We start from the raw sequence: 25,362 nt of genomic DNA, 5'->3' as shown, positions 1-25,362 counted from the left end.
CTGTGGGAGCTGGCTTGCCAGCGATGGCGGTGTGTCAGGAACAGATATTTCGGATATGCCGACGTCATCGCTGGCAAGCCAGCTCCCACAGGGTTATCTGTTGATCAGTGAGGTTGGGTGTCTCCAGCGGCGGTGTCGATGCTGACGACCACCGACATCCCCGGCCGCAACCGTTCCTCTTCCTGCTGATCCGGATCGATGGTGATCCGCACCGGCACGCGCTGGGCGATTTTCACAAAGTTGCCAGTCGCGTTATCCGCTTGCAACAGGGCAAATTCAGACCCCGTCCCCGGCGAAATATGCTGCACATGTCCGGTGAATTTGCGGTGGTTCAAGGCATCGACAGTGAAGCGCACCGGCTGCCCGACGCGGACGTTGTCCATCTGGGTTTCCTTCATGTTGGCGATCACCCATTTCTGGTTCGGCACCAACGCCATCAACTGCGCCCCGGAGTTGACGTAAGCACCGAGGCGCACGCCAATTTGCCCGAGCTGACCATCACGCGGTGCAACGATGCGCGTGTTCGACAGATCGATCCGCGCCAGTTGCACCGCCGCTTCGGCGCTGGCCACCGCTGCTTCCAGCGACCCGCGATTGACGATCACCGTTTGCAGATCCTGACGGGCGATTTCCAGATTGGCCTTGGCCTGCGCCACCCCCGCAACACTTTGCGCATTCGCCGCCAGTGCTACATCCATTTCACGCTTGGACACCGAACCGTCGCGCACCAATTCCTGATTCCGCCGCAGATCCGCCTCGCTCTTGCGCAACTGCGCTTCGCTGTCAGCCTGTACGGCCTGACGCAATTTGATCGTCGCCTCGGCGCTGTTGCGTTGCTGCACCACATTGGCCAACGCAGCTTTCTGCACCGCCAGTTGCGCCAACGATTGATCGAGGCGTTGCTGATAGATGCGGTCGTCGAGGCGCACCAGCAAATCCCCGGCCTTCACGTACTGGAAATCCTGCACCGGCACTTCATAGACATAACCGGCGAGCTGCGGGCCGATGATCGTCACCTGCCCACGAATCAGCGCGTTTTCGGTGGTCTCGACCGCACTGCTGAACGGCGGCAATTGCCAGGCATACAGCACGATCAACACACCAACGATGGCAATCGCCGCGAAGCCCAGCGAGGAAATAATCCGCACCCGCAGCGAGCGTGGCTCGGTGTTCGGCGATGACGGTGGCGCCACACCTTCGGGCGTGGCGGCAATGGCATTGGTGGTTGTGGTGGTCGGTTCGGTCATGAAGAAGTGGCACCGCTCAAAGGTGTGGATGGCGCTGGGGCGACGGCTTTGGTGGTGCTCATCAGCCACAGCGCACGAATGGACAGCCAGATCATGGTCAGCACCGCAATCACGGCGATCAGCATGAACACATCGTTATAGGCCAGCACGTTGGCCTCTCGGGTCGCGGCGTTGGACAGGCTGCGAATACCCGCAAGGTTGCGCAGACTCGGGTCGGCCAACAGCGATCCGTACGCCGAGCCGCCGCTCTGCACGCGTGCCGCCACCAAAGGGTCAGACAGCGTCAGGTGCTCAACGATTTGACTGGAATGAAATTTTTCCCGGACGATCTGAAACGTGCCCAGAAGTGCCGCACCGAGCAGGCCGCCGAGGTTGTTGCAGATCCCGAACAGCACCGAAAAGCTCACCAGATTGCGCGGATTGGTCAACACGTTACGGGTGCCGAAGACCATGGTCGGGCCAAGGAAAAACGTGCTGCCGAACGCCAGCAAAAACTGACTGAAATAGAGGTTTTCCGGACGGGTCAGGTTGTTGGAAAAGCTGTCCATCACCGACCCGGTGGCCATCAGACCCAGCGAGATAATCAACGGCATCAGCAGGTGTTTGGGGTCGATGGTCAGCGCGCTGGTCACCAAACCCGCGACGCTGCCGATCAGCATCACCACGTACAGGCTGTGCAACTGCTCGTAGCCCATGTTCAGGTTCTGCATGAAACCGACCGCACCGGTGGACTGCTCCGAGGTGACCATGCGAATCAGGGTCACCGCCAGCGCCAGGCGAATCATCGTCCCGCTGCCCAGCCAACGGGTCATCAGCAGCGGGTTACTGCGGTTATGTTCGATGGCCAGACCGGCGATGATCAAGGCAATCGAGGCGGCCAGCGCATAGCCGATCCAGTCGGCCTCCAGCCACCAATCGATCCGCCCCAGCGACAACACCGCACACAGCAACGCCACGCCAGTGGCGAGAATGGCGAAGGTGAGAAAGTCGAGTTTTTCGAAGGTTTTGAAACGGTCTCCGGGCGGTAATTTGAGCAGCAATACGCAGCCTAGCGACAGCAACGCCATGCCCAGTTCGAACAGGTACAAGCCGCGCCATTCGGCGATCTGCAGCAAATCTTCGGAAAATAATCGCGCCAATGGCAACGCCAGTTGCGAGGTGCCGAGGCCGAGCACCAGCGCCTTCAGCCGCCACTTCGCCGGGAACGCCTGAACCATGTAATACAGACCCAGCGAACTCAGTGCCGCGCCGACCATGCCGTGCGCCGCCCGCACCGCCACCGCCGAATTCAGGTCGTTGACGAACAGATGGCCGAAGGTCACCAGCGCGTACAGCACCAGAAACACTTCGGTGAACGCGCGCAAACCAAACTGCTGGCGAAACTTCACCAGCAGCAGGTTCATCGACACGTTGGTCATCACGTACGCCGCCGGTAACCAGGCCATTTCCGCCGTGGTCGCGCCGAGTGCACCTTGCAGATAAGGCAAGTTGGCAACCACCAGCGAGTTGCCCAAGCCACCGGTCACCGCCACCAGCAAACCGACCAGCGCATAGGCCAGACGCTTGGGATTGGAGTGCAACGGCGTCGAGGGGGAACCGGGCAGACTGGGCTTTTCGTGGGGCTGCCAGTTGCGCGGGGCGTATTGATCCATGGAAAAGCCTTGTGCGGAAGGTGGGTGAAGTTTGCCGCAAATTCACCTGCAACACACATCCCATGGACAACACAGATCCCTTGTAGGAGTGAGCCTGCTCGCGATCGCGTTGTATCAATGATGGAAATGTCGACTGATACACCGCTATCGCGAGCAGGCTCACTCCTACAAGGGTTCTGTGTGATGACCGAAGTCATCGCACAACTTGCTGTTGACATTCCCGGGAAACCTAGGAAATATCCGCACCCATGTTGTACGACGACGTATAACAAATAATAAAAACAACAAACGAAACAGGGAGCGTCACAGTGAGCACACTCGTCTGCAGTTCCGTCCGCCCTTCCCGTCTTTCCGTCACCCGCCCGCGTACCGCTTTAAGTCTGATCGGCTGCAGCAGCCTCGCCCTCGCCATACCGATGAGCGCCGAAGCCGAAGGTTTTCTCGACGACAGCAAAGCCACGCTGAACCTGCGCAACGCCTACTTCAACCGCAACTTCGTCAACCCGGCCAACCCGCAGGGCAAGGCTGAGGAGTGGACGCAGAACTTCATCCTTGATGCCAAATCCGGCTTCACTCAGGGCACCGTCGGTTTCGGCCTTGATCTGCTGGGGATGTATTCGCAGAAGCTCGATGGCGGCAAAGGCACGGGCGGCACGCAACTGTTGCCGATCCACGATGACGGGCGTCCGGCCGACAACTTCGGGCGCCTCGGCGTAGCGCTGAAAGCCAAGGTCTCGAAGACCGAACTGAAGGTCGGCGAATGGATGCCGGTGCTGCCGATCCTGCGCTCCGACGATGGCCGCTCCCTCCCGCAAACTTTTCGTGGCGGCCAGATCACTTCCACCGAGATCAATGGCCTGACCGTCTACGGCGGCCAGTTCCGTGGCAACAGCCCGCGCAACGACGCGAGCATGGAAGACATGTCAATGAACGGCCGTGGCGCGTTCACTTCCGACCGCTTCAACTTCGGCGGTGGCGAATACACCTTCAACGACAAACGCACCCTGGTCGGCGTTTGGTACGCCGAACTCACGGACATCTACCAGCAGCAGTATTTCAATCTCAGCCACAGCCAGCCGTTGGGCGACTGGACGCTGGGCGCCAACCTCGGTTTCTTCACCGGCAAGGAAGATGGCAGCGCCCAGGCCGGCGAACTCGACAACAAGACCGCGTTCGCCATGCTCTCGGCCAAATATGGCGGCAACACCTTCTACGTTGGCCTGCAAAAACTCAGCGGCGACGACGCCTGGATGCGGGTCAACGGCACCAGCGGCGGCACCCTCGCCAACGACAGCTACAACGCCAGTTATGACAACGCCAAGGAACGTTCCTGGCAGTTGCGCCACGACTACAACTTCGTCGCCCTCGGTGTTCCGGGCCTGACCCTGATGAACCGCTACATCAGCGGCGACAACGTGCACACCGCCACCACCAATGACGGCAAGGAATGGGGCCGCGAGTCGGAACTGGCCTACACCGTGCAGAGCGGCCCGCTGAAAAATCTCAACGTGAAATGGCGCAACGCGACGATTCGCCGGGACTTCAGCACCAACGAGTTTGACGAGAACCGGATCTTTATCAGTTATCCGATTTCGTTGTTGTAATTCGTCGGCAAGTACGCCCCCTGTAGGAGTGAGCCTGCTCGCGATAGCGATGTGTCAGACGACATCCTCTTCGACTGATACACCGCAATCGCGAGCAGGCTCACTCCTACAGGGGATTGCATTGCAAGGCGAGATCGCCCGGAGGAAAAAACTGTTTCACCTTCCGTCATCTACACCAAAAGTCGCGTTGACAAGTTCCGGAAACCCTACCGATACTTCAGCGCAGTCATACGACAACCTACAACAAACCTAATAACAATGTGTCCAGGGATTGCCATGACGTCTACCTCTACTCCCCGCGCTCCATTCAATCGCCTGCTGCTGACCGGCGCCGCCGGTGGCCTGGGCAAAGTCCTGCGCGAACGGATGCGCCCCTATGCCAATGTCCTGCGCCTGTCGGACATCGCCGCCCTCGCCCCAGCCGTCGATGATCGCGAAGAAATCGTGGTCTGCGACCTCGCCGACAAACACGCCGTACACCAACTGGTCGAGGGCGTCGACGCGATCCTGCATTTCGGCGGTGTCTCCGTGGAGCGGCCGTTCGAAGAAATCCTCGGCGCCAACATCAGCGGTGTCTTTCACATCTACGAAGCGGCGCGCCGGCATGGCGTCAAGCGAGTGATCTTCGCCAGCTCCAACCACGTCATCGGCTTCTACAAACAGGACGAACCGCTCGACGCCAGCTCCGCGCGCCGTCCCGATGGCTACTACGGACTGTCCAAGTCCTACGGCGAAGACATGGCCAGTTTCTACTTCGATCGCTACGGCATCGAAACCGTCAGCATCCGCATCGGCTCCTCGTTCCCCGAACCGCAAAACCGCCGAATGATGCACACCTGGCTGAGCTTCGACGACCTCACCCAACTGCTCGAACGCGCGCTGTACACGCCGAACGTCGGCCACACCGTGGTCTACGGCATGTCCGCCAACAAGGACGTCTGGTGGGACAACAAATTCGCCAGCCACCTCGGCTTCGAGGCGAAGGACAGCTCCGAAGTGTTCCGCGAAAAAGTCGAGGCGCAACCGATGCCGGCCGCCGATGACCCGGCGCGAATCTATCAGGGCGGCGCGTTTGTCGCCGCCGGACCGTTCGGCGACTGATCACCCTGACAACGACGCAAAGGAATGAGTATGCAAGCCGAATTGATCGTCGATGCCCGCAACGCCGTGGGCGAAAGCCCGGTCTGGGTGGCAGAGGAAAACGCGCTGTACTGGGTGGACATTCCCAACGGCGGCCTGCAACGCTGGAGCGCTGACACGGGCCATGTGCATGCCTGGAAAACCCCGGAAATGCTCGCCTGCATCGCCCGCCACAGCCGTGGCGGCTGGGTCGCCGGCATGGAGAGCGGCTTCTTTCATTTGCACCCGCACAGCGACGGCAGCCTCGACAACCAACTGCTCGCCAGCGTCGAGCACGGCCGCGACGACATGCGTCTCAACGATGGTCGCTGCGACCGTCAGGGCCGCTTCTGGGCCGGCAGCATGGTGCTGAACATGGGCCTGAATGCGCCCGAAGGCCGGCTCTACCGCTACGGTGCCGGACAGTCTGGCGTGATCGAAGCGCAACTCGACGGCTTCATCGTGCCCAACGGCCTCGGTTTCAGCCCCGACGGAAAAACCATGTACCTGTCCGATTCGCACCCCGACGTGCAACTGATCTGGACGTTCGATTACGACACCGAGACCGGCACGCCGTCGAACCGCCGTGTTTTCGTCGACATGAACCACTTCCCCGGTCGCCCCGATGGCGCTGCTGTGGACGCCGAAGGTTTCTACTGGATTTGCGCCAACGACGCCGGCCTGATTCACCGCTTCGCGCCGGACGGTCGACTCGACTTCTCACTGGCCGTGCCGGTGAAAAAACCGACCATGTGCGCCTTCGGCGGCAGCCGGATGGACACCTTGTTCGTCACCTCGATTCGCCCCGGTGACGACCACGATCCGCAATCCCTGGCCGGCGGCGTGTTCGCCCTGAATCCCAACGTCAAAGGCCTGCCGGAACCGCTGTTCGACGATTTGCTGTAACACCCGCCTCTGCTGCACCGCTGCGCATTGAACACAAAAATAACAAGACTGGAGACTCACCCCCATGAACTTCAAACGCACCTTGCTGGCCGCTGCACTCCCGCTGATGTTTAGCTTCACTGGCGCCGCTCAGGCACTGCAACTCAAATTCGCTGACATTCACCCCGCCGGTTATCCAACCGTGGTGGCCGAAGAAAACATGGGCAAGATGCTGACCAAGGAGACCAACGGCGAACTGACCTTCCAATACTTCCCCGGCGGTGTGCTGGGCTCCGAAAAAGAAGTCATCGAGCAGATGCAAGTCGGCGCCGTACAGCTGTCTCGCGTCAGCCTGGGTATCGTCGGCCCCGTGGTTCCGGACGTGAACGTGTTCAACATGCCGTTCATCTTCCGCGATCACCAACACATGCGTAACGTCATCGACGGCGCAGTGGGTGACGAGATCCTCGACAAGATCACCAACTCTGAATTCGGCCTGGTGGCCCTGGCCTGGATGGACGGCGGCACGCGCAACGTTTACACCAAAAAACCGGTGCGCAAGCTCGAAGACCTCAAGGGCATGAAAATCCGCGTGCAAGGCAACCCGATGTTCATCGACATGATGAACGCCATGGGCGGCAACGGCATCGCGATGGACACCGGTGAAATTTTCAGCGCCCTGCAGACCGGCGTGATCGACGGCGCGGAAAACAACCCGCCGACCCTGCTCGAACACAACCACTTCCAGAATGCGAAGTACTACAGCCTCACGGGTCACCTGATCCTGCCAGAGCCGATCGTGATGTCGAAAATCACCTGGGAAAAACTGACGCCGGATCAACAGGCGCTGGTCAAGACAGCCGCCAAGGCTGCCCAGGCCGAAGAGCGCGTGCTGTGGGACAAGAAGTCCGCTGCCAGTGAAGAAAAACTCAAGGCCGCCGGCGTCGAGTTCATCGAGGTCGACAAGAAGCCCTTCTACGACGCCACCGCCCCGGTACGGGAAAAGTACGGCGCGAAGTATGCCGACCTGATCAAGAAAATCGAAGCCGTTCAGTAACGCCTGCCGCTCCGTCCTCATGAACAAGGCCCGGTGCGCCCGATGACTGCGGCGCGCCCGGTTACGGTGGAACCCGATGAAGAATCTACTGCTGCGTATCAACGACAAGATCTACATGACGTGCATCTGGGTCGCCGGCCTTTCCGTCCTGGCGATTTCCCTGATGATTCCCTGGGGCGTGTTCGCCCGCTACGTGCTGGGCACCGGTTCGAGCTGGCCCGAGCCCACGGCGATTCTGCTGATGATGGTGTTTACCTTCATCGGCGCCGCCGCCAGTTACCGCGCCGGCGCGCACATGGCCGTGGCCATGCTCACCGATCGCATGCCGCCGCACGTGCGATCCGCAGCGGCGATTTTTTCCCAGCTGCTGATGGCGGCGATCTGCATCTTCATGACGATCTGGGGCGCCAAGCTGTGCATGTCCACCTGGAACCAGTTCATGGCGGCCCTGCCCGATCTGCGCGTTGGCGTGACCTATTTGCCGATTCCCGTGGGCGGCTTGCTGACGCTGATTTTCGTGCTGGAAAAACTCTTGCTCGGTGACCAGAGCAAACGGCGCGTCGTGCAGTTCGACCTGGTTGAAGAAAGTGAAGGTGCCGCCTAATGGACGCTCTGATACTGCTGGGCAGTTTTATCGCTTTGATCCTGATCGGCATGCCGGTCGCCTACGCGCTCGGCGCGGCCGCGCTGATCGGTGCATGGTGGATCGACATTCCGTTCCAGGCGGTGATGATTCAGGTCGCCTCGGGGGTGAACAAATTCTCGCTGCTGGCCATTCCGTTCTTCGTGCTGGCCGGTGCGATCATGGCCGAGGGCGGCATGTCCCGTCGATTGGTGGCGTGTGCCGGGGTGCTGGTGGGTTTTGTCCGCGGCGGTCTGTCACTGGTCAACATTGTCGCGTCGACGTTCTTCGGCGCGATCTCCGGTTCGTCGGTGGCGGACACCGCGTCGGTGGGTTCGGTGCTGATTCCGGAAATGGAACGCAAGGGCTATCCACGGGACTTCTCCACCGCGGTGACCGTCAGCGGTTCGGTGCAAGCCCTGCTGACCCCGCCAAGCCATAACTCGGTGCTCTACTCCCTGGCCGCCGGTGGCACGGTTTCAATTGCTTCGCTGTTCATGGCGGGCATCGTGCCGGGCTTGCTGATGAGCGCCTGCCTGATGGTGCTGTGTCTGATTTTCGCGAGAAAACGCAATTATCCCAAGGGTGAAGTGATCCCGATGCGCCAGGCGTTGAAAATCGTCGGCGAAGCCCTCTGGGGCCTGATGGCGATGGTGATCATCCTCGGCGGCATCCTGTCCGGCATCTTCACCGCGACCGAATCGGCGGCCATCGCTGTGCTCTGGTCGTTCTTCGTCACCATGTTCATCTACCGCGACTACAAATGGAGCGAACTGCCGAAACTGATGCACCGCACGGTGCGGACGATTTCGATCGTGATGATCCTGATCGGTTTCGCCGCGAGCTTCGGCTACATCATGACCCTGATGCAGATTCCGGCGAAGATCACCACGGCGTTTCTGACCCTGTCGGACAACCGCTACGTGATCCTGATGTGCATCAACGTCATGCTGCTGTTGCTCGGCACGGTGATGGACATGGCGCCGCTGATCCTGATTCTGACGCCGATCCTGATGCCGGTGATTCTCGGCATTGGTGTTGACCCGGTGCAGTTCGGCATGATCATGCTGGTGAATCTGGGGATCGGATTGATAACGCCGCCGGTGGGTGCGGTGTTGTTTGTCGGTTCGGCGGTGGGCAAGGTCAGCATCGAAAGCACTGTGAAGGCGCTGCTGCCGTTTTACGCGGTGCTGTTCCTGGTGTTGATGTTGGTGACTTACGTGCCGGCACTGTCGCTGTGGTTGCCCCATCTGGTGTTGTAAGCCGATAAAAAGATCGCAGCCCTTGATGGGCTGCGATTTCTTTTGAACCTCACGCCCGCAACAACATATACCCCGCCACCACGAGACACACACTGGCAAACCCCACCTGCAACGCCCGCGCCGGCACCCGCGCACAGAGCTTGCGCCCGATGATCATGCCGACAATGCTGGCGACGATAAACGCCGCGCCCTGCCCGTCAATCCGCACACCGGCATGAAACGAGCCGACCACCCCGATCGCCGAGATCAGACTGATCACCATCAACGACGTCGCGACAATCCCGCGCATCTGCACGTCGGTCAGTTGCTTGAACGCCGGCACGATCAGAAAACCGCCACCCACACCGAGCAATCCGGAGACCACCCCGGTAATCGCGCCCAAAGCAGCCAGGGTTGCGGTGCACTTGGCGGTCCAGTCAAACCGCCCGGTTTGTTCATTGAGCATGCAATTCTTCTGGCCCCAACTGGCATGCCCGTGATCGCTCGGCCCCTCCTGCTGACGCTCACGGCGCAACATGCGCCAGGCCACCATGACCATCAGCAGGCTGAACAGGACCATCAGGATTTTCTCCGACAACTGGTGCGCGAAGTAAATGCCCAACGGCGAAAACACTGCGCCCAACGCCGCAATCAACAGCGCCGCGCGATAGCGCACCAGGCCATGACGCAAACCGTCGATGGCACCGACCGCCGCCGCACTGCCGACCGCAAACAACGCCACCGGCGCTGCCTGCGTCATCGTCCAGCCAAGCCCGAGCACCAGCGCCGGCACCGCCAGAATGCCACCGCCGGCCCCGGTCAAACCGAGGACCACCCCCATCACCACGCCAAACAGACTTGCCAGCAACATAGGGTTTTCTCAGTCGACCTTGGACACACGTGTCAGCCACTCGCGGCCCTTGAGCATGCCGTTCCAGTAGAACCACGGCAGCAGCGTCGCCTTGAGAAACCATGCCGAACGCCGCGCCACCGTCGGGTCCAGTGGAAAGGTCGGCAGCAACTTGCCGGCGTATCCGAACTCGGCAAGGATCACCTTGCCCTTCTCCACCGTTAGCGGGCAGGAACCATAGCCGTCGTACTTCAGCGGCAGCGGTTGTTGCTTGCGCAGGGCCAGCAGGTTTTCCGCCACCACCACGACTTGCTTGCGCACCGCTGCGGCGGTTTTCGCGTTACTGGTGCCACAGATATCACCGAGTCCGAACACATCGGGAAAGCGCGGATGTTGCAGGCTGTGCGGGTTGACCTCGCACCAGCCGGCAGCGTCGGCCAACGGGCTCTGCGCGATGAAATCCGGCGCAACCTGCGGCGGCACGACGTGGAGCAGATCGAAGGTTTTCGCCACACGGGTGACGTTGCCTTCAGCGTCCTTGATCTCGAACCACGCGGTTTTCGCCGGGCCGTCAACCTTGACCAGATTCGAATTGAACGCCAACTGTGCGTTGTACTTTTCGATGTACTTCATCAACGGCGGCACGAACGTCGCCACGCCAAACAGTGCAGCGCCGGCGAGATTGAATTCGACCTTGATGTTGCTCAGCACGGCGGTTTTACGCCAGTGATCGCAGGACAGATACAACGCCTTTTGCGGTGCGCCGGCGCATTTGATCGGCATCGCCGGTTGAGTGAACAGCGCTTTGCCGCCGCGCAGTTTCTGCACCTGATCCCAGGTGTATTGCGCGTGCTGGTAGCTGTAGTTGGAGGTCACGCCGTGTTGACCGAGGCTGTCCTGCAAACCTTCGATTTTCTCCCAGGCCAGACGCAAGCCGGGGCAGACGATCAGGTTCTGGTAGCTGACCGTGCGTTGATCGTTGAGGGTGAGTTGGCGTTTGTCGGGGTCGATTGCGGTGACCGCCGCTTGCAGCCAGTTCGCTTGCTTTGGCATGACCTCGTTCATGGCCCGGGCCGTGTCTTTCACATCAAAGGCACCACCGCCGACCAGCGTCCACGCCGGTTGGTAGTAATGCTGGGCGCTGGGTTCGATCACGGTAACTTTCAGCGCCGGATCACGCTTGAGCAGGCTGGCGACAAAACCGATACCGGCCGTACCGCCGCCGATGACCACGATGTCCGCACTGATGGATGGGCCCCAGTGTTGATCGTTCATTGCTTGTTCCTTTTGCTGCACGCAAGGATTTCTCAGCCTTCACACAAATCCATTGTAGGAGTGAGCCTGCTCGCGATAGCAGTGTGTCAGTTAATGAATGTGTGGCTGACACACCGCAATCGCGAGCAGGCTCACTCCTACATGGGATAGCGTGTTGGCTGGCATTTATTGATGACCCAGACTTTTCAGCACGGCTCCGCAATACAACCCGGAGAGGGTTTTCATCACCTGGATGACCTCCGGACTGGCGAGGCCGTAGAAAATGTACTTGCCTTCACGACGGGTCGCGACCAGCCCTTCATCGCGCAGGATGCCCAATTGCTGGGACAGCGTCGGCTGGCGCACACCGGTCATTTTTTCCAGTTCGCCGACATTGCGTTCGCCTTGGGTCAGTTGACACAGGATCAGCAGGCGATCCTCATTGGCCATGGCCTTGAGCAGCGCACAGGCCTTGGAGGCCGAGGCGCGCAGCTGGGCGACTTCACATTCGGTCAGACTGGATTGCATTTGCACGATGCCTTCAAGGTCACTTAAGCTGCGAACATTATGTTTTTAGATAAAGTGTTGCAACCCATTTCCCTTGTTCAGGTTGGTGTCCATGCCCGCGCAGATTGAAGCTTTCCTCGACCCCGCCTCTTCGACCTACAGCTATGTGGTCTATGAAGTGGATGGCGGGCAGTGTGCGATCGTTGATCCGGTGCTCGATTACGACGGCGCTGCCGGACGCACCTGCACCGCCCAGGTCGACAAAATCATCGCCTTCGTTCGCGCCCACAATTTGCAGGTGCAGTGGCTGCTGGAAACCCATGCCCACGCCGATCACCTGTCCGCCGCGCCTTACCTGCGCCGGGAACTGGGTGGCAAAATCGCCATCGGTGAATCGATCAGCAAAGTGCAGAACGTGTTCAAGGCACTGTTCAATCTGGAGCCGGAGTTTTGCGTCGACGGCTCACAGTTCGATCATCTGCTTGCGCCGAACGAGTCATTTCGCATCGGCAACCTCAAGGCCACGGCCCTGCACGTCCCCGGCCACACCCCGGCGGACGTGGCTTATCTGATCGATGGCGAGCAGATTCTGGTCGGCGACACATTGTTCATGCCCGATGTCGGCACGGCGCGCTGCGACTTTCCCGGCGGCAACGCCCATCAGTTGTTCAATTCGATCCAAAAGCTGCTGGCCTTCCCGGCCAGTGTGAAACTCTACGTTTGCCACGATTATCCGCCCGAAGGTCGCGCCTCACAGTGCCAGACCACGGTCGGCGAACAACGCAAACACAATATTCATGTGCATGACGGGATTGATCAGGCAGCGTTCGTCGACATGCGCACCAAGCGCGATGCCGGGCTGGGCATGCCGACGCTGTTGCTGCCGGCGATTCAGGTAAATGTGCGAGCGGGGAATCTGCCAGCGGCGGAGGACAACGGTGTGGTTTACCTGAAGATTCCGCTCAATTCGCTATAGGAAAAAACCGCTAGGGCCGTTGCCGGATTATTTTTCCTACGAACGCTGTCGAGGGTGATGAACTGGTGAAAATCCCGTAAGCGAGCAGACTCCATTGGGCAAACATTCAATGGAGTTTTCGCAATATGGATATTCGTCGTAATCACCGTGACATGACCGTGGCACAGAAAAACGCGTTCATCAGGGCCATCCTGATCCTGAAAAATCAAACCCCCAGTATCCTGCGACCTGGTCAGCAGTATCGCTACGATGACTTTGTACAGATTCACAAGAACTCCATGGGACAGGGCAATCCGATTTTCCCCAACCCCCATCGCAATCCGCTGTTTTTCCCCTGGCACCGCATCCTGATTCGCCAATTCGAGCGGGAACTGCAAGCCGCAGCCAACGACCCCGGCATTACCCTACCGTACTGGAACTGGAGCATGAGCGGCGCGGACAACCCATTCGTCGATGATTTCATGGGCAGGGATGGCGATGCGCGGTTTGAACAGCGCGTAACCATCGGGCCATTTGCTTTCGAGGGGCAGGTCTTTGGCATCAAGGTCTGGGATGGTGACGAAGGGATTGCGGCGCTGAGGCGCAATTTCGGCGCAGCGGGTTCGCCACTGCCCACCGTGCAGGAAATCGAGTCAGTCATGAACCGCACACCCTACTGGTCCGAACCCGAAGGTTGGGAAAACCAGATGGAGCGGATGCACAACAACGTGCATTCGTGGGTCGGCGGCAACATGGGCACGGCCGCGTCACCAAACGACCCGATATTCTTCCTCCACCACTGTCATCTCGATTATCTGTGGGAAAGGTGGAAGCGCCAGCACCCTGCCGAAGAAGTCATATCATTTGCCGAAAACGCACCCAACGGCATGCTCGAGGCCACAATGATCTTTCATCCGGACATCGAACCTGCCCCTTGGCAACAGACCTGGAAGATTAACCAGGCCCTCGACACTGCGGCACTTGATTATCGGTATGACTTCAGTAGTGCTGGCACCGCGATCACGCCCCCAGAATCAAACCATTGATCGGCAACGGCAGCGCGGTCTTGTAGCGCACCTGCTTGAGCGCGAAGCTTGACCGAATGTTCGCCACACCCGGAACTTTGGTCAGGAAGTCCATCATGAAGCGTTCGAGCGACTGAATGGTCGGCACCAGGACCCGGATAAGGTAATCCGGGTCTCCGGCCATCAGGTAGCACTCCATCACCTCCGGGCGATCGGAGATGGCTTCCTCGAAATGCTGCAGCGCTTCCTCGACCTGTTTCTCCAGGCTGACGTGAATGAACACGTTCACGTGCAATCCCAGCAGATCAGCATCCAGCAGCGTGACCTGCTCGCGGATCAGGCCCAATTCTTCCATTGCCTTGACCCGATTGAAGCACGGCGTCGGCGACAGGTTTACCGAGCGCGCGAGGTCGGCGTTGGTGATGCGCGCGTTCTCCTGAAGGCTGTTGAGAATGCCGATGTCGGTACGGTCCAGTTTGCGCATGAGACAAAACCACCTGTTTTTTATGTTTATGCAGAATTTCTATCTGCAAATCGTCTCCAGCGCAACGAAACAGAGATAAATATTCTTCTTGCCCGGGCCTATGATTGTTGTAGGACAAGATTTCTTCTACCGAAGAATGACTGCCAGCTCACTACAAGAAATTCACAAGATCGAGCGTAGAAGCCATGACCCAAGCGTATGAACCGCTGCGTCTGCACGTCCCTGAACCCTCGGGCCGTCCAGGCTGCAAAACCGATTTTTCCTACCTGCATCTGACCGATGCCGGTACGGTGCGCAAACCTTCCATCGACGTCGAACCCGCCGACACCGCCGACCTGGCGCGTGGGCTGATTCGTGTGCTCGACGATCAGGGCAACGCCCTCGGCCCTTGGGCTGAAAACGTACCAGTCGAGATCCTGCGTAAAGGCATGCGCGCCATGCTCAAGACGCGCATCTACGACAACCGCATGGTGGTCGCCCAGCGTCAGAAAAAAATGTCGTTCTACATGCAAAGCCTCGGCGAAGAAGCCATCGGCAGTGCTCAGGCGCTGGCCTTGAACATCGACGACATGTGCTTTCCGACCTACCGCCAGCAAAGCATCCTGATGGCCCGCGAAGTGCCACTGGTCGACCTGATCTGCCAACTGCTGTCCAACGAGCGCGATCCGCTCAAAGGCCGCCAGTTACCGATCATGTACTCGGTCAAGGACGCCGGTTTCTTCACCATTTCCGGCAACCTCGCCACCCAGTTCATTCAGGGCGTGGGCTGGGGCATGGCCTCGGCGATCAAGGGCGACACCAAAATCGCCTCGGCGTGGATCGGTGACGGCGCCACCGCCGAATCGGACTTCCACACCGCCCTCACCTTCGCCCACGTTTATCGCGCGCCGGTGATCCTCAATGTGGTCAACAACCAATGGGCGATTTCGACCTTCCAGGCCATCGCCGGTGGTGAAGCCACCACCTTCGCCGGACGCGGTGTTGGTTGCGGCATCGCCTCGCTACGCGTGGATGGCAACGACTTCTACGCGGTCTACGCCGCTTCTGCCTGGGCTGCCGAACGCGCCCGCCGCAACCTTGGCCCGACCATGATCGAATGGGTCACCTACCGCGCCGGCCCGCACTCGACCTCCGACGATCCGTCGAAATACCGTCCTGCCGATGACTGGAGCCACTTCCCGCTCGGCGACCCGATTGCCCGTCTCAAACAGCACCTGATCAAGGTCGGCCACTGGTCGGACGAAGAGCACGCTGCCGTCAGCGCCGAGCTTGAAGCCGAAGTGATTGCCGCGCAAAAACAGGCCGAACAGTACGGCACCCTCGCCGGCGGCCAGATTCCAAGCGCCGCGACCATGTTCGAAGACGTCTACAAAGAGATGCCGGAGCACTTGAAGCGCCAGCGTCAGCAGTTGGGGATCTGACATGAACGACCACAACAACAATATTCAGTTGGAAACCGCCATGACCACGACCACCATGACCATGATCCAGGCCCTGCGCTCGGCCATGGATGTGATGCTTGAGCGTGATGACAATGTGGTGGTGTTCGGTCAGGACGTCGGTTACTTCGGCGGCGTGTTCCGTTGCACCGAAGGCCTGCAGACCAAGTACGGCACCTCGCGGGTATTCGACGCACCGATCTCGGAAAGCGGCATCGTCGGTGTGGCCGTCGGCATGGGCGCTTACGGTCTGCGTCCGGTCGCCGAGATTCAGTTCGCCGACTACGTCTACCCCGCTTCCGACCAGATCATTTCCGAAGCGGCACGCCTGCGTTATCGCTCGGCCGGCGAGTTCACCGCGCCGATGACCCTGCGCATGCCTTGCGGCGGCGGCATCTACGGTGGCCAGACCCACAGCCAGAGCATCGAGGCAATGTTCACTCAGGTTTGCGGTCTGCGCACGGTCATGCCATCCAACCCGTATGACGCCAAAGGCTTGCTGATCGCCTCCATCGAAAACGATGATCCGGTGATCTTTCTTGAGCCGAAACGCCTGTACAACGGCCCGTTCGACGGCCACCACGACCGCCCGGTGACCCCGTGGTCGAAACACCCGCAAGCCCAGGTTCCGGACGGTTACTACACCGTGCCACTGGACGTGGCCGCGATCACTCGTCCGGGCAAGGACGTGACCGTGCTGACTTACGGCACCACCGTTTACGTGTCGCAAGTCGCTGCCGAAGAAAGCGGCGTGGATGCTGAAGTCATCGACCTGCGCAGCCTGTGGCCGCTGGACCTGGAAACCATCGTCAAGTCGGTGAAGAAAACCGGCCGCTGCGTGGTTGTTCACGAAGCCACCCGCACCTGCGGTTTCGGCGCCGAACTGGTGTCGCTGGTGCAAGAGCATTGCTTCCATCACCTGGAAGCGCCGATCGAACGCGTCACCGGTTGGGACACCCCCTACCCGCACGCGCAGGAGTGGGCGTATTTCCCAGGGCCGTCCCGAGTGGGTGCGGCGTTGAAACGGGTCATGGAGGTCTGAATGGGCACGCACGTTATCAAGATGCCGGACATCGGCGAAGGCATCGCAGAAGTAGAACTGTCGCAGTGGCACGTCAAGGTTGGCGATCTGGTCGTTGAAGATCAGGTGCTGGCGGATGTGATGACCGACAAGGCGATGGTCGATATTCCCTCGCCCGTGCATGGCAAGGTGATTGCGCTTGGTGGTCAGCCGGGTGAAGTGATGGCGGTTGGCAGCGTGCTGATCAGCATTGAGGTTGAAGGTGCCGGTAACTTGAAAGAGTCCGCCGCACCTGCGCCTGTTAAAGAAGCACCGGTTGCGCCGAAAGTTGAAACCGTTGTTGAGAGCAAACCTGCTCCAGCCGCACCGCGTCCGGCTGCGGTTTGCCAAGGCCCGATGGTTGCCCGCGAAGCGGATGAGCGTCCGCTGGCCTCGCCGGCCGTACGCAAACATGCATTGGATTTGGGCATTCAATTGCGTCTGGTGCGCGGTTCCGGCCCGGCCGGTCGTGTGTTGCACGAAGACCTTGAGGCTTATCTCGCGCAAGGTCAGTCGAATGCCGCGGCGCCGGTTGCCGCCGCTTACGCCCAGCGCAACGACGAAGAACAGATTCAAGTCATTGGCATGCGCCGAAAGATCGCCCAGCGTATGCAGGACGCCACGCAGCGTGCCGCACACTTCAGCTATGTCGAAGAAATCGACGTCACTGCCATCGAAGAACTGCGCGCGCATTTGAATGAAAAACACGGCGCCAGCCGTGGCAAGTTGACCTTGCTGCCGTTCCTCGTCCGTGCGCTGGTCGTCGCCCTGCGCGACTTCCCGCAAATGAACGCCCGTTACGACGATGAAGCGCAGGTCATCACCCGCCTCGGTGCGGTGCATGTCGGCGTCGCCACGCAAAGCGACGTCGGCCTGATGGTGCCGGTGGTGCGTCACGCCGAGGCGCGCAGCCTGTGGGACAGCGCCACGGAAATCTCGCGTTTGGCCAACGCCGCGCGTAACGGCAAGGCCAGCCGCGATGAATTGTCCGGCTCGACCATCACCCTGACCAGCCTCGGTGCGCTGGGCGGCATCGTCAGCACGCCAGTGTTGAACCTGCCGGAAGTGGCGATCGTCGGTGTGAACAAAATCGTCGAACGGCCAATGGTCGTCAAAGGCCAGGTGGTGATCCGCAAGATGATGAACCTCTCCAGTTCCTTCGATCACCGCGTGGTCGACGGCATGGACGCGGCGCTCTTCATCCAGGCCATTCGTGGCTTGATCGAACAACCTGCCACTTTGTTTGTGGAGTAAGGCGCGCATGCAATCTCTGAACACTACGCTGTTGATCATCGGCGGCGGCCCCGGCGGTTATGTCACGGCGATCCGCGCCGGGCAACTGGGCATTTCGACGATTCTGGTCGAAGGCCAATCGCTCGGCGGCACCTGCCTGAACATTGGCTGCATCCCGTCGAAAGCGCTGATCCATGTGGCTGAGCAGTTTCACCAGACCCGGCATCACAGCCAGCATTCGGCGTTGGGCATCAGCGTTTCCGCGCCGAGCCTCGACATCAGCAAAAGCGTCGAGTGGAAGGACGGCATCGTTGATCGCCTGACCACCGGCGTCGCTGCTTTGCTGAAAAAGAACAAGGTTCAGGTCATCAATGGCTGGGCCAAAGTCATCGACGGCAAAACCGTTGACGTTGGCGACACGCGCATCCAGTGCGAGCACTTGGTGCTGGCCACCGGTTCGACCAGCGTCAATCTGCCGATCCTGCCGATTGGCGGGCCGATCATCTCTTCCACCGAAGCACTGGCGCCGAAATCCGTGCCGAAACGTCTGGTGGTGGTTGGCGGTGGGTACATTGGTCTGGAACTGGGCATTGCTTATCGCAAGCTTGGCGCTGAAGTCAGTGTGGTCGAGGCGCAGGATCGCATCCTGCCGGCCTACGACGCTGAACTGACGCAACCGGTGCATGACGCGCTGAAGCAACTGGGCGTGAAGCTGTACCTCAACCACAGCGTGCTGGGATTCGACGGTACTTTGCAGGTGCGCGATCCAGAAGGCGAAACCCTGAATCTGGAAACCGATCAGGTGCTGGTAGCCGTTGGTCGCAAACCGAATACCCAGGGCTGGAACCTCGAAGCGCTGAATCTGGACATGAATGGCTCGGCGATCAAGATCGACAGCCGCTGCCAGACCAGCATGCGCAACGTTTACGCGATTGGCGATTTGAGCGGCGAACCGATGCTGGCCCACCGCGCCATGGCTCAAGGCGAAATGGTTGCCGAGTTGATCAGCGGCAAGACCCGCGAGTTCAACCCGACTGCGATTGCTGCTGTGTGCTTCACCGACCCGGAACTGGTGGTGGTCGGCAAGACCCCGGACGAGGCCAAGGCTGCAGGGCTGGACTGCATTGTTTCCAGCTTCCCGTTCGCCGCCAATGGCCGGGCGATGACGCTGGAATCGAAAAGCGGCTTCGTGCGCGTGGTCGCTCGTCGCGATAACCATGTGATTGTTGGCTGGCAGGCTGTGGGCGTCGGGGTTTCCGAATTGTCGACGGCGTTTGCGCAAAGCCTGGAAATGGGCGCGCGGCTGGAAGACATCGGCGGCACCATTCATGCGCATCCGACCCTGGGTGAAGCGGTGCAGGAAGCGGCGTTGCGTGCTTTGGGGCATGCGTTGCACCTTTGAAGATCAAAAGATCGCAGCCTTCGGCAGCTCCTACAGAGGTTCGCCGATTCCGTAGGAGCTGCCGCAGGCTGCGATCTTTTCAGCGATGAAAGACGATTTTTCATAAGCAGGCTAATAAATCTGCTTATCCCCCCATCGTCCGGGCTGCGAAACCGCTCAAGAATGAAGTATTGTTGTGCCCATCCAAAAAACGTCAGAAGCCTTGAACCGTTTCGACGGTTGTTCAGTGATAGAGGGTGTCATGGGTAACGAAAGCATCAATTGGGACAAGCTGGGTTTTGACTACATCAAGACCGACAAACGCTATCTGTCGTACTTTCGCGATGGCGAGTGGGACAAAGGCACCCTGACCGAAGATAACGTGCTGCACATCAGCGAAGGCTCGACAGCCCTTCACTATGGCCAGCAGTGCTTCGAAGGAATGAAGGCCTATCGTTGCAAGGACGGATCGATCAACCTGTTCCGCCCCGACCAGAATGCCCTGCGCATGCAGCGCAGCTGCGCGCGTCTGCTGATGCCGACGGTCGACACCGAGCAGTTCATCGAAGCCTGTAAAGAAGTGGTTCGTGCCAACGAGCGTTTCATCCCGCCATACGGCACTGGCGGCGCGCTGTACCTGCGTCCGTTCGTGATCGGTGTCGGTGACAACATCGGCGTGCGCACTGCACCCGAGTTCATCTTCTCGATCTTCTGCATCCCGGTCGGCGCCTACTTCAAGGGCGGCCTGACCCCGCATAACTTCCAGATCTCCAGCTACGACCGCGCCGCCCCACAAGGGACCGGCGCTGCCAAGGTCGGTGGCAACTACGCTGCCAGCCTGATGCCGGGCTCGAAAGCGAAGAAAGCCAACTTTGCCGACGCGATCTACCTGGACCCGATGACCCACACCAAGATCGAAGAAGTCGGCTCGGCCAACTTCTTCGGGATCACCCACGACAACAAGTTCATCACCCCGAACTCGCCGTCCGTTCTGCCAGGCATCACCCGCCTGTCGCTGATCGAACTGGCGAAATCGCGTCTGGGCCTGGAAGTGGTTGAAGGCGACGTACTGATCGACAAACTGTCGGACTTCAAAGAAGCCGGCGCTTGCGGTACTGCTGCGGTGATCACCCCGATCGGTGGGATCAGCTACAACGACCATCTGCATGTGTTCCACAGTGAAACCGAAGTCGGCCCGGTGACCCAGAAGCTCTACAAAGAGCTGACTGGCGTACAGACCGGCGACATCGAAGCGCCAGCAGGCTGGATCGTCAAGGTTTGATCTGACGGCTGCTGATAGAGAAAAGCCCTCCACCGAGTGATTGGTGGGGGGCTTTTTTTATGGCGTTTGGCGCAGTATTTGTGGCGTGCTTGAGATTTTCCCCCCTCACCCCAGCCCTCTCCCCCAAGGGGGCGAGGGGGAAGGGAGCCGATCTTCGTGGAATTCGAAATCGAAGTTCGACGAGAACTTTCAGGTCGATGTCGTACGGGAGAACACCTCGGTCAGTCCCCTCTCCCTACGGGCGGTCCGACGTTTCGGGAGGGTTAGGGTGAGGGTAGGCTTTTCGCTCTTCAAGGCAATCCGTTTACCAAGTCGATCAGCAATCCCACTCGCCTGCCCATTCTGCTGCTTGCCCATCCGCGCCTGCGTAATCAACCCGGGAATCAACTCCCCCTCCGGCAGATTCTTCCAGAACCGCGCCGGCAAATGCCCCTGCATGACCTTCTCGTTCAACCGCGCTGGATTAAAGATGTGGCTGTAATAAGTCAGCCACAGATCACCATGAGGATCATCGACATTCTGCGCCAACTCCTGCCATTCCACCGGGCATTGCCGTTGATGGATCAGTTGCTCGCCATCGTAATAGACCCCGTCACGCGGGGTGGCGATCAACCAGCGATGGAGGCCCATTCGCCCGATGAAGTGCTCGCTGGCGCTGTGCAGAATGTCGTGGGCCGGCTCATGCCACGCCACATATTGCGGACCCGCGCTGGATAACGGGCGTTCGATGAAGCGCACAAATGCATGCAGATGATGGGCTTCGCGATTGACTTGTTTGATCCGTCGCTGCAACTCGCTGCCGAGTTTGTCCCCGGCCATCATCGCCGTGCGGTCGCCATGGCTGACGCGCCACAACACTTCATACAACAGGCTCCAGCGTTGATCGCCGCGATAGCGCGAGGCCTGTTCCAGCGTGTCGAGCAGCGCTCGCGGAATACGTGCCTGAAACGGCCCCTGCCCTTCAGGCACCGGCTCATCACTGGCAAACAGATCAGCCACGCCTTGCGTAGCCCAACTCACCAGACTCGGATCGACTTCGTGGCTCAGCAGCCAGCGCGCCTGCTGGCGCCAAGTGTCGAACAGATCATCGCAATCGAGATTGATCATCCCCACAGCCCCATCTGCTGCGGCGTTGGCCGGTCGCGCAGTTGCTGATAGAGCAAATGGCTGGTGACCTCGGCCTGCTGCGGGTGATAGTCGCTGGTGATGATGAACGGCTTGGCCTTGGCCAGCACACAGCGCATGCGCGCAACGTCTTCGTAACGGATGCGCCGCTGGCGGCGCAGCTCGACCAGACGCTCGGTGGTGCGCAGGCCGATACCGGGAATACGCGCAATCAGGGAAGCTTCGGCACGGTTCAGATCCAGCGGGAACACTTCACGATTCTGCAGCGCCCAGGCCAGTTTCGGGTCGATGTCCAGCGCCAGATTGCCCGGGCCCTTGAGCAACTCATCGGCGCTGTAGCCATAACTGCGCAAGAGAAAATCGGCCTGATACAAACGGTGCTCACGCATCAGCGGCGGCGCGGCCAGCGGCACGCTTTTCGGGCTGTCGGGGATCGGGCTGAAGGCCGAATAGTAGACCCGGCGCAAACGGAAATTGCCGTACAAGGCCTGGGCGCTGTGGAGGATGGTGCTGTCGTCGGTGTCGTCGGCGCCGACAATCAACTGTGTGCTCTGCCCGGCCGGGGCGAACTTCGCCGAGCGCGGTTCGTTCAACACGGTCTGCACGCCGGTGTAGATGGTGTTCATCGCCTGTTTGATCGAAGTGATGTCCTTCTCCGGCGCCAACACTTGCAGGCTGGCATCGGTCGGCAGCTCGATGTTGACGCTCAGGCGATCAGCGTAGCGCCCCGCCTCTTCGATCAATGCCGGATCGGCTTCGGGAATGGTCTTGAGATGGATGTAGCCGCGAAACTCATGTTCTTCGCGCAGCAGCTTCGCCACCCGCACCAGTTGCTCCATGGTGTAGTCCGCCGAGCGAATAATGCCAGAGCTGAGAAACAGCCCGCTGACGCAGTTGCGCCGGTAGAAATCCATGGTCAGCGCGACGACTTCCTCAGGAGTGAAGCGTGCGCGGGGTACATCGCTGGAGCGGCGGTTGACGCAGTACTGGCAGTCGTAAAGACAGAAGTTGGTCAGCAGAATCTTCAACAACGACACGCAACGGCCGTCCGGCGTGTAGCTGTGGCAGATGCCCATGCCATCGGTCGATCCCAACCCGCTCTTGCCCTCGGAGCTGCGCTTGGGCGCGCCGCTGCTCGCGCAGGAGGCGTCGTACTTGGCGGCGTCGGCGAGGATGCTCAGCTTGTCGATGATTTGCATGGCGCGGGCTCTATACTGTTTGCATATACAGTATAGGGTCGACTGCGGTGATACAAGGTGGCAAATGCGCCCCTCGTCGGTCAGAAGCTGAAAATCAAAAGATCGCAGCCTTCGGCAGTTCCTACATGGATTGGGTAGGGTCGAGGTTTATCGGGTGTACACGATTCCCGTAGGAGCTGCCGCAGGCTGCGATCTTTTGATCTGCCCGTCTACCGGCCACTCAACGCCAAACCGCGAACCGATCTCCTTGCGCCCCAGCGCCGTCAACGCCAACGCCCGACTGTCCAGATCCTGTGTCACCCACTTGCGCTTCAACGCGGTCTGCAACAGCGCCGCCCCCAGCGAACCACCGAGATGCGGCCGGCGCATGCTCCAGTCCAGGCACGGGCAGGCAAACTTGCGGCGCAGGGTCGTCAAATCCTGCACTTCGATGCCCAATCCAATAAACAACGCCTCGCCACTTTCACTCAAGCGATACGCCTGCTCGTCGGTCGCCACCAACCAACCGCCCTCGATCAAACGGTCATGCAACAACACCGCCAGGGTCCCGGCCATGTGGTCGTAGCAAGTGCGGGCGAATTGCAGGCGATCCGGCGTATGCGCCTTGAACCTCGGCGCGGCGTTCTGGCCAATCACCATCAACGCTTCCAGCGCCTGCGCCACGCGCTGATCGGCGAGGCTGTAATAACGATGACGGCCCTGCACATGCAGGCGCACCAAAGCCAGATCCTTGAGTTTCGCCAGGTGCACACTGGCGGTCGAGGCGCTGACTTCGGCGATCGTCGCCAGCTCCGTGCTGGTGCGGGCGTGGCCGTCCATCAGTGAACAGAGGATTTTCGTTCGCGCCGGTTCGGCTATGGCGGCGGCCACTTGGGAAACGCCGATGTCTTGATGTTCTGCGTGCATAGTTCGCTCCCGGACGAATCATCGTCGTTGCGCAGTGGAGATAGTAGCAACACTTTCCCCGCCGACAAGGATGCAAACCATGAACCCGATCAGCGCCGCAACGCATGCCGACCCTTATCCCTACTACGCGGAACTGCGCGCAGCAGGTGGACTGACGTTTTATCCGGATCTGAAACTGTGGGTCGCCAGCAGCGCCCGTGCGGTGTGTGCGGTGTTGGTCCACGCCGATTGCCGCGTGCGTCCGGCGCAAGAACCCGTACCCAAAGCGATTGCAAAAGGCATGGCCGGCAAAGTCTTTGGCCAACTGATGCGCATGAATGACGGTGAACGCCAGCGCTGTCCGCGTTCGGCCATCGAGCCTGAGCTGGCAGCGCTGGACCTTGAACCAATCAATGCTTTGGTCGCCGCGCGGCTGATCACAGCGGACGCCGACGGAGTGTACAAGGCAATGTTTCGTGGCCCGGTGTGCGTGGTCGCGGCGCTTTTGGGATTCACGCCGGCGCAGGCGCGGGTGGTCAGTGAACTGACGGCGGACTTCGTCGCCTGCCTGTCGCCGTTGAGCAATGACCTGCAACTGGCCGCAGCAGATGCGGCGGCCGAACACCTGCGCGGCTACTTCATCGAGCTGCTCGCCGAACCCGCCAGCGACTTGCTCAGCGCGATCCAGCAGCGCTTTGCCGGCGATGAAGACACCCTGATCGCCAACCTGATCGGCCTCTGCTCGCAGACGTTCGAAGCCTGCGCCGGCCTGATCGGTAACACGCTGTTGGCGCTACGTCGTCAGCCGGCGTTGCGCGGCGAATCCATTGAAGCGCTGCTCAACGAAGTCCAGCGCTTCGACCCGCCGGTGCAGAACACCCGACGCTTTGTCGCCGCGTCCTGTGAGATCGCCGGTGTGCGGGTCGAAGCAGGCGACGCGATTCTGGTGCTGCTGGCCTCGGCCAATCGTGATCCAGCGCTCAACGAACGGCCGGAGGAGTTTCTGCCGCAGCGCGAGGACCGCCGCAGTTTCAGTTTCGGCAGTGGTCGGCATCAGTGTCCGGGGCAAGCGTTGGCGATGAGTATTGCCGGAGCTACGGTGCGGGAAATACTCGCAAAGGGCATCGATCTGAATTGCCTGAACTGGCACTACAGGCCCTCGCTCAATGGGCGCATTCCAGTGTTCAGCGATATGTGCGCCTGACAGTCCGCCTTCGCGAGCAAGCTCGCTCCCACAGGGTTATCAGGTGTGCACA

General features: G+C 60.1%; 23 protein-coding genes. 14 read left to right on the top strand and 9 right to left on the bottom strand.

Annotation, left to right across the window (positions count from 1 at the left end; genetic code table 11):
* Positions 1-104 precede the first annotated feature (104 nt).
* Together ACOYXE_RS04940 and ACOYXE_RS04935 are read right to left on the bottom strand one after the other, a co-directional pair.
* Positions 105-1,247, bottom strand: coding sequence for an HlyD family secretion protein (locus tag ACOYXE_RS04940; protein WP_123594265.1), 1,143 nt, complete (start codon positions 1,245-1,247; stop codon positions 105-107).
* Positions 1,244-2,899, bottom strand: coding sequence for an MFS transporter (locus ACOYXE_RS04935; RefSeq protein WP_460927988.1), 1,656 nt, complete (start codon positions 2,897-2,899; stop codon positions 1,244-1,246). Before ACOYXE_RS04935 ends, ACOYXE_RS04940 begins: the two co-directional genes overlap by 4 nt.
* Before the next feature lie 308 nt (positions 2,900-3,207).
* On the opposite strand from ACOYXE_RS04935, the gene ACOYXE_RS04930 reads away from it, so the two are divergent.
* The 6 genes from ACOYXE_RS04930 to ACOYXE_RS04905 all read left to right on the top strand — a co-directional run bounded on the left by ACOYXE_RS04930 (position 3,208) and on the right by ACOYXE_RS04905 (position 9,448).
* Positions 3,208-4,503 (top strand): OprD family porin, encoded by a 1,296-nt coding sequence (locus ACOYXE_RS04930; protein ID WP_160058528.1) that lies wholly within the window; start codon positions 3,208-3,210, stop codon positions 4,501-4,503.
* Positions 4,504-4,779: 276 nt separating this feature from the next.
* Positions 4,780-5,604 (top strand): NAD-dependent epimerase/dehydratase family protein, encoded by an 825-nt coding sequence (locus tag ACOYXE_RS04925; protein ID WP_212621615.1) that lies wholly within the window; start codon positions 4,780-4,782, stop codon positions 5,602-5,604.
* A 30-nt stretch (positions 5,605-5,634) separates the two neighbouring features.
* The gene (locus ACOYXE_RS04920; protein ID WP_460927985.1) at positions 5,635-6,528 is read left to right on the top strand and encodes an SMP-30/gluconolactonase/LRE family protein; all 894 of its coding nucleotides are present in this window, start codon (positions 5,635-5,637) and stop codon (positions 6,526-6,528) included.
* 64 nt (positions 6,529-6,592) lie between these two features.
* Positions 6,593-7,564 (top strand): TRAP transporter substrate-binding protein, encoded by a 972-nt coding sequence (locus tag ACOYXE_RS04915; protein WP_460927983.1) that lies wholly within the window; start codon positions 6,593-6,595, stop codon positions 7,562-7,564.
* Between the two features lie 76 nt (positions 7,565-7,640).
* Entirely contained in the window at positions 7,641-8,168 is a 528-nt protein-coding gene (locus ACOYXE_RS04910; RefSeq protein ID WP_102899272.1) for a TRAP transporter small permease, read from the top strand.
* Positions 8,168-9,448: a TRAP transporter large permease gene (locus ACOYXE_RS04905; RefSeq protein WP_141127172.1), complete on the top strand. Its 1,281-nt coding sequence runs from the start codon at positions 8,168-8,170 to the stop codon at positions 9,446-9,448. Before ACOYXE_RS04910 ends, ACOYXE_RS04905 begins: the two co-directional genes overlap by 1 nt.
* A gap of 49 nt (positions 9,449-9,497) precedes the next feature.
* Here ACOYXE_RS04905 and ACOYXE_RS04900 read toward each other — a convergent pair whose 3' ends face one another.
* The 3 genes from ACOYXE_RS04900 to ACOYXE_RS04890 form a co-directional block, all read right to left on the bottom strand.
* Positions 9,498-10,298 carry a sulfite exporter TauE/SafE family protein gene (locus tag ACOYXE_RS04900; RefSeq protein ID WP_460927980.1) on the bottom strand — a complete coding sequence of 267 codons (801 nt, stop codon included), beginning with the start codon at positions 10,296-10,298 and terminating at the stop codon, positions 9,498-9,500.
* A gap of 9 nt (positions 10,299-10,307) precedes the next feature.
* Positions 10,308-11,552, bottom strand: coding sequence for an NAD(P)/FAD-dependent oxidoreductase (locus ACOYXE_RS04895; RefSeq protein WP_460927978.1), 1,245 nt, complete (start codon positions 11,550-11,552; stop codon positions 10,308-10,310).
* Between the two features lie 165 nt (positions 11,553-11,717).
* Positions 11,718-12,059: an ArsR/SmtB family transcription factor gene (locus ACOYXE_RS04890; RefSeq protein WP_007915092.1), complete on the bottom strand. Its 342-nt coding sequence runs from the start codon at positions 12,057-12,059 to the stop codon at positions 11,718-11,720.
* A 91-nt stretch (positions 12,060-12,150) separates the two neighbouring features.
* Between ACOYXE_RS04890 and ACOYXE_RS04885 the strand changes: the two genes are divergently transcribed.
* Positions 12,151-13,014 (top strand): MBL fold metallo-hydrolase, encoded by an 864-nt coding sequence (locus ACOYXE_RS04885; RefSeq protein WP_460927976.1) that lies wholly within the window; start codon positions 12,151-12,153, stop codon positions 13,012-13,014.
* A 125-nt stretch (positions 13,015-13,139) separates the two neighbouring features.
* On the top strand, positions 13,140-14,039 hold the full coding sequence (locus ACOYXE_RS04880) for a tyrosinase family protein (protein ID WP_460927974.1): 900 nt from the start codon (positions 13,140-13,142) through the stop codon (positions 14,037-14,039).
* Here the strand turns inward: ACOYXE_RS04880 and bkdR are convergent.
* Complete coding sequence (bkdR, locus tag ACOYXE_RS04875; RefSeq protein ID WP_160058536.1) at positions 14,014-14,502, bottom strand: Bkd operon transcriptional regulator BkdR; 489 nt, start codon at positions 14,500-14,502, stop codon at positions 14,014-14,016. The two genes, ACOYXE_RS04880 and bkdR, sit on opposite strands and share 26 nt — an antisense overlap.
* Before the next feature lie 185 nt (positions 14,503-14,687).
* Here bkdR and ACOYXE_RS04870 point away from each other — a divergent pair, with 185 nt between their 5' ends.
* The 5 genes from ACOYXE_RS04870 to ACOYXE_RS04850 all read left to right on the top strand — a co-directional run bounded on the left by ACOYXE_RS04870 (position 14,688) and on the right by ACOYXE_RS04850 (position 20,897).
* Complete coding sequence (locus ACOYXE_RS04870; RefSeq protein ID WP_160058537.1) at positions 14,688-15,923, top strand: 3-methyl-2-oxobutanoate dehydrogenase (2-methylpropanoyl-transferring) subunit alpha; 1,236 nt, start codon at positions 14,688-14,690, stop codon at positions 15,921-15,923.
* 1 nt (position 15,924) lies between these two features.
* Positions 15,925-16,983: an alpha-ketoacid dehydrogenase subunit beta gene (locus ACOYXE_RS04865; protein ID WP_003224000.1), complete on the top strand. Its 1,059-nt coding sequence runs from the start codon at positions 15,925-15,927 to the stop codon at positions 16,981-16,983.
* The gene (locus tag ACOYXE_RS04860) at positions 16,984-18,255 is read left to right on the top strand and encodes a dihydrolipoamide acetyltransferase family protein (protein ID WP_160058538.1); all 1,272 of its coding nucleotides are present in this window, start codon (positions 16,984-16,986) and stop codon (positions 18,253-18,255) included.
* 7 nt (positions 18,256-18,262) lie between these two features.
* Entirely contained in the window at positions 18,263-19,636 is a 1,374-nt protein-coding gene (gene lpdA / locus ACOYXE_RS04855) for a dihydrolipoyl dehydrogenase (protein WP_460927970.1), read from the top strand.
* 241 nt (positions 19,637-19,877) lie between these two features.
* Positions 19,878-20,897: a branched-chain amino acid aminotransferase gene (locus ACOYXE_RS04850; RefSeq protein WP_053121443.1), complete on the top strand. Its 1,020-nt coding sequence runs from the start codon at positions 19,878-19,880 to the stop codon at positions 20,895-20,897.
* Between the two features lie 189 nt (positions 20,898-21,086).
* Here the strand turns inward: ACOYXE_RS04850 and ACOYXE_RS04845 are convergent, their stop codons facing one another.
* The 3 genes from ACOYXE_RS04845 to ACOYXE_RS04835 form a co-directional block, all read right to left on the bottom strand.
* Entirely contained in the window at positions 21,087-22,004 is a 918-nt protein-coding gene (locus tag ACOYXE_RS04845; RefSeq protein WP_405123376.1) for a TIGR03915 family putative DNA repair protein, read from the bottom strand.
* Positions 22,001-23,221: a putative DNA modification/repair radical SAM protein gene (locus tag ACOYXE_RS04840; RefSeq protein WP_160058540.1), complete on the bottom strand. Its 1,221-nt coding sequence runs from the start codon at positions 23,219-23,221 to the stop codon at positions 22,001-22,003. Before ACOYXE_RS04840 ends, ACOYXE_RS04845 begins: the two co-directional genes overlap by 4 nt.
* Before the next feature lie 147 nt (positions 23,222-23,368).
* The gene (locus ACOYXE_RS04835; protein WP_405123375.1) at positions 23,369-24,127 is read right to left on the bottom strand and encodes an ArsR/SmtB family transcription factor; all 759 of its coding nucleotides are present in this window, start codon (positions 24,125-24,127) and stop codon (positions 23,369-23,371) included.
* A 79-nt stretch (positions 24,128-24,206) separates the two neighbouring features.
* Between ACOYXE_RS04835 and ACOYXE_RS04830 the strand changes: the two genes are divergently transcribed.
* The gene (locus ACOYXE_RS04830; RefSeq protein ID WP_460927967.1) at positions 24,207-25,310 is read left to right on the top strand and encodes a cytochrome P450; all 1,104 of its coding nucleotides are present in this window, start codon (positions 24,207-24,209) and stop codon (positions 25,308-25,310) included.
* Positions 25,311-25,362 lie beyond the last annotated feature (52 nt).

The sequence above is a fragment of the Pseudomonas sp. MC6 genome (assembly GCF_054790575.1).
This window is presented reverse-complemented; position numbering and strand designations above follow the sequence as displayed.

Bases quoted from the DNA above. Each gene is read 5' to 3' on its own strand.
- ACOYXE_RS04940 (WP_123594265.1), bottom strand. From the start codon at position 1,247: ATGACCGAACCGACCACCACAACCACCAATGCCATTGCCGCCACGCCC.
- ACOYXE_RS04935 (WP_460927988.1), bottom strand. From the start codon at position 2,899: ATGGATCAATACGCCCCGCGCAACTGGCAGCCCCACGAAAAGCCCAGT.
- ACOYXE_RS04925 (WP_212621615.1), top strand. From the start codon at position 4,780: ATGACGTCTACCTCTACTCCCCGCGCTCCATTCAATCGCCTGCTGCTG.
- ACOYXE_RS04920 (WP_460927985.1), top strand. From the start codon at position 5,635: ATGCAAGCCGAATTGATCGTCGATGCCCGCAACGCCGTGGGCGAAAGC.
- ACOYXE_RS04915 (WP_460927983.1), top strand. From the start codon at position 6,593: ATGAACTTCAAACGCACCTTGCTGGCCGCTGCACTCCCGCTGATGTTT.
- ACOYXE_RS04910 (WP_102899272.1), top strand. From the start codon at position 7,641: ATGAAGAATCTACTGCTGCGTATCAACGACAAGATCTACATGACGTGC.
- ACOYXE_RS04905 (WP_141127172.1), top strand. From the start codon at position 8,168: ATGGACGCTCTGATACTGCTGGGCAGTTTTATCGCTTTGATCCTGATC.
- ACOYXE_RS04900 (WP_460927980.1), bottom strand. From the start codon at position 10,298: ATGTTGCTGGCAAGTCTGTTTGGCGTGGTGATGGGGGTGGTCCTCGGT.
- ACOYXE_RS04895 (WP_460927978.1), bottom strand. From the start codon at position 11,552: ATGAACGATCAACACTGGGGCCCATCCATCAGTGCGGACATCGTGGTC.
- ACOYXE_RS04890 (WP_007915092.1), bottom strand. From the start codon at position 12,059: ATGCAATCCAGTCTGACCGAATGTGAAGTCGCCCAGCTGCGCGCCTCG.
- ACOYXE_RS04885 (WP_460927976.1), top strand. From the start codon at position 12,151: ATGCCCGCGCAGATTGAAGCTTTCCTCGACCCCGCCTCTTCGACCTAC.
- ACOYXE_RS04880 (WP_460927974.1), top strand. From the start codon at position 13,140: ATGGATATTCGTCGTAATCACCGTGACATGACCGTGGCACAGAAAAAC.
- bkdR (WP_160058536.1), bottom strand. From the start codon at position 14,502: ATGCGCAAACTGGACCGTACCGACATCGGCATTCTCAACAGCCTTCAG.
- ACOYXE_RS04870 (WP_160058537.1), top strand. From the start codon at position 14,688: ATGACCCAAGCGTATGAACCGCTGCGTCTGCACGTCCCTGAACCCTCG.
- ACOYXE_RS04865 (WP_003224000.1), top strand. From the start codon at position 15,925: ATGAACGACCACAACAACAATATTCAGTTGGAAACCGCCATGACCACG.
- ACOYXE_RS04860 (WP_160058538.1), top strand. From the start codon at position 16,984: ATGGGCACGCACGTTATCAAGATGCCGGACATCGGCGAAGGCATCGCA.
- lpdA (WP_460927970.1), top strand. From the start codon at position 18,263: ATGCAATCTCTGAACACTACGCTGTTGATCATCGGCGGCGGCCCCGGC.
- ACOYXE_RS04850 (WP_053121443.1), top strand. From the start codon at position 19,878: ATGGGTAACGAAAGCATCAATTGGGACAAGCTGGGTTTTGACTACATC.
- ACOYXE_RS04845 (WP_405123376.1), bottom strand. From the start codon at position 22,004: ATGATCAATCTCGATTGCGATGATCTGTTCGACACTTGGCGCCAGCAG.
- ACOYXE_RS04840 (WP_160058540.1), bottom strand. From the start codon at position 23,221: ATGCAAATCATCGACAAGCTGAGCATCCTCGCCGACGCCGCCAAGTAC.
- ACOYXE_RS04835 (WP_405123375.1), bottom strand. From the start codon at position 24,127: ATGCACGCAGAACATCAAGACATCGGCGTTTCCCAAGTGGCCGCCGCC.
- ACOYXE_RS04830 (WP_460927967.1), top strand. From the start codon at position 24,207: ATGAACCCGATCAGCGCCGCAACGCATGCCGACCCTTATCCCTACTAC.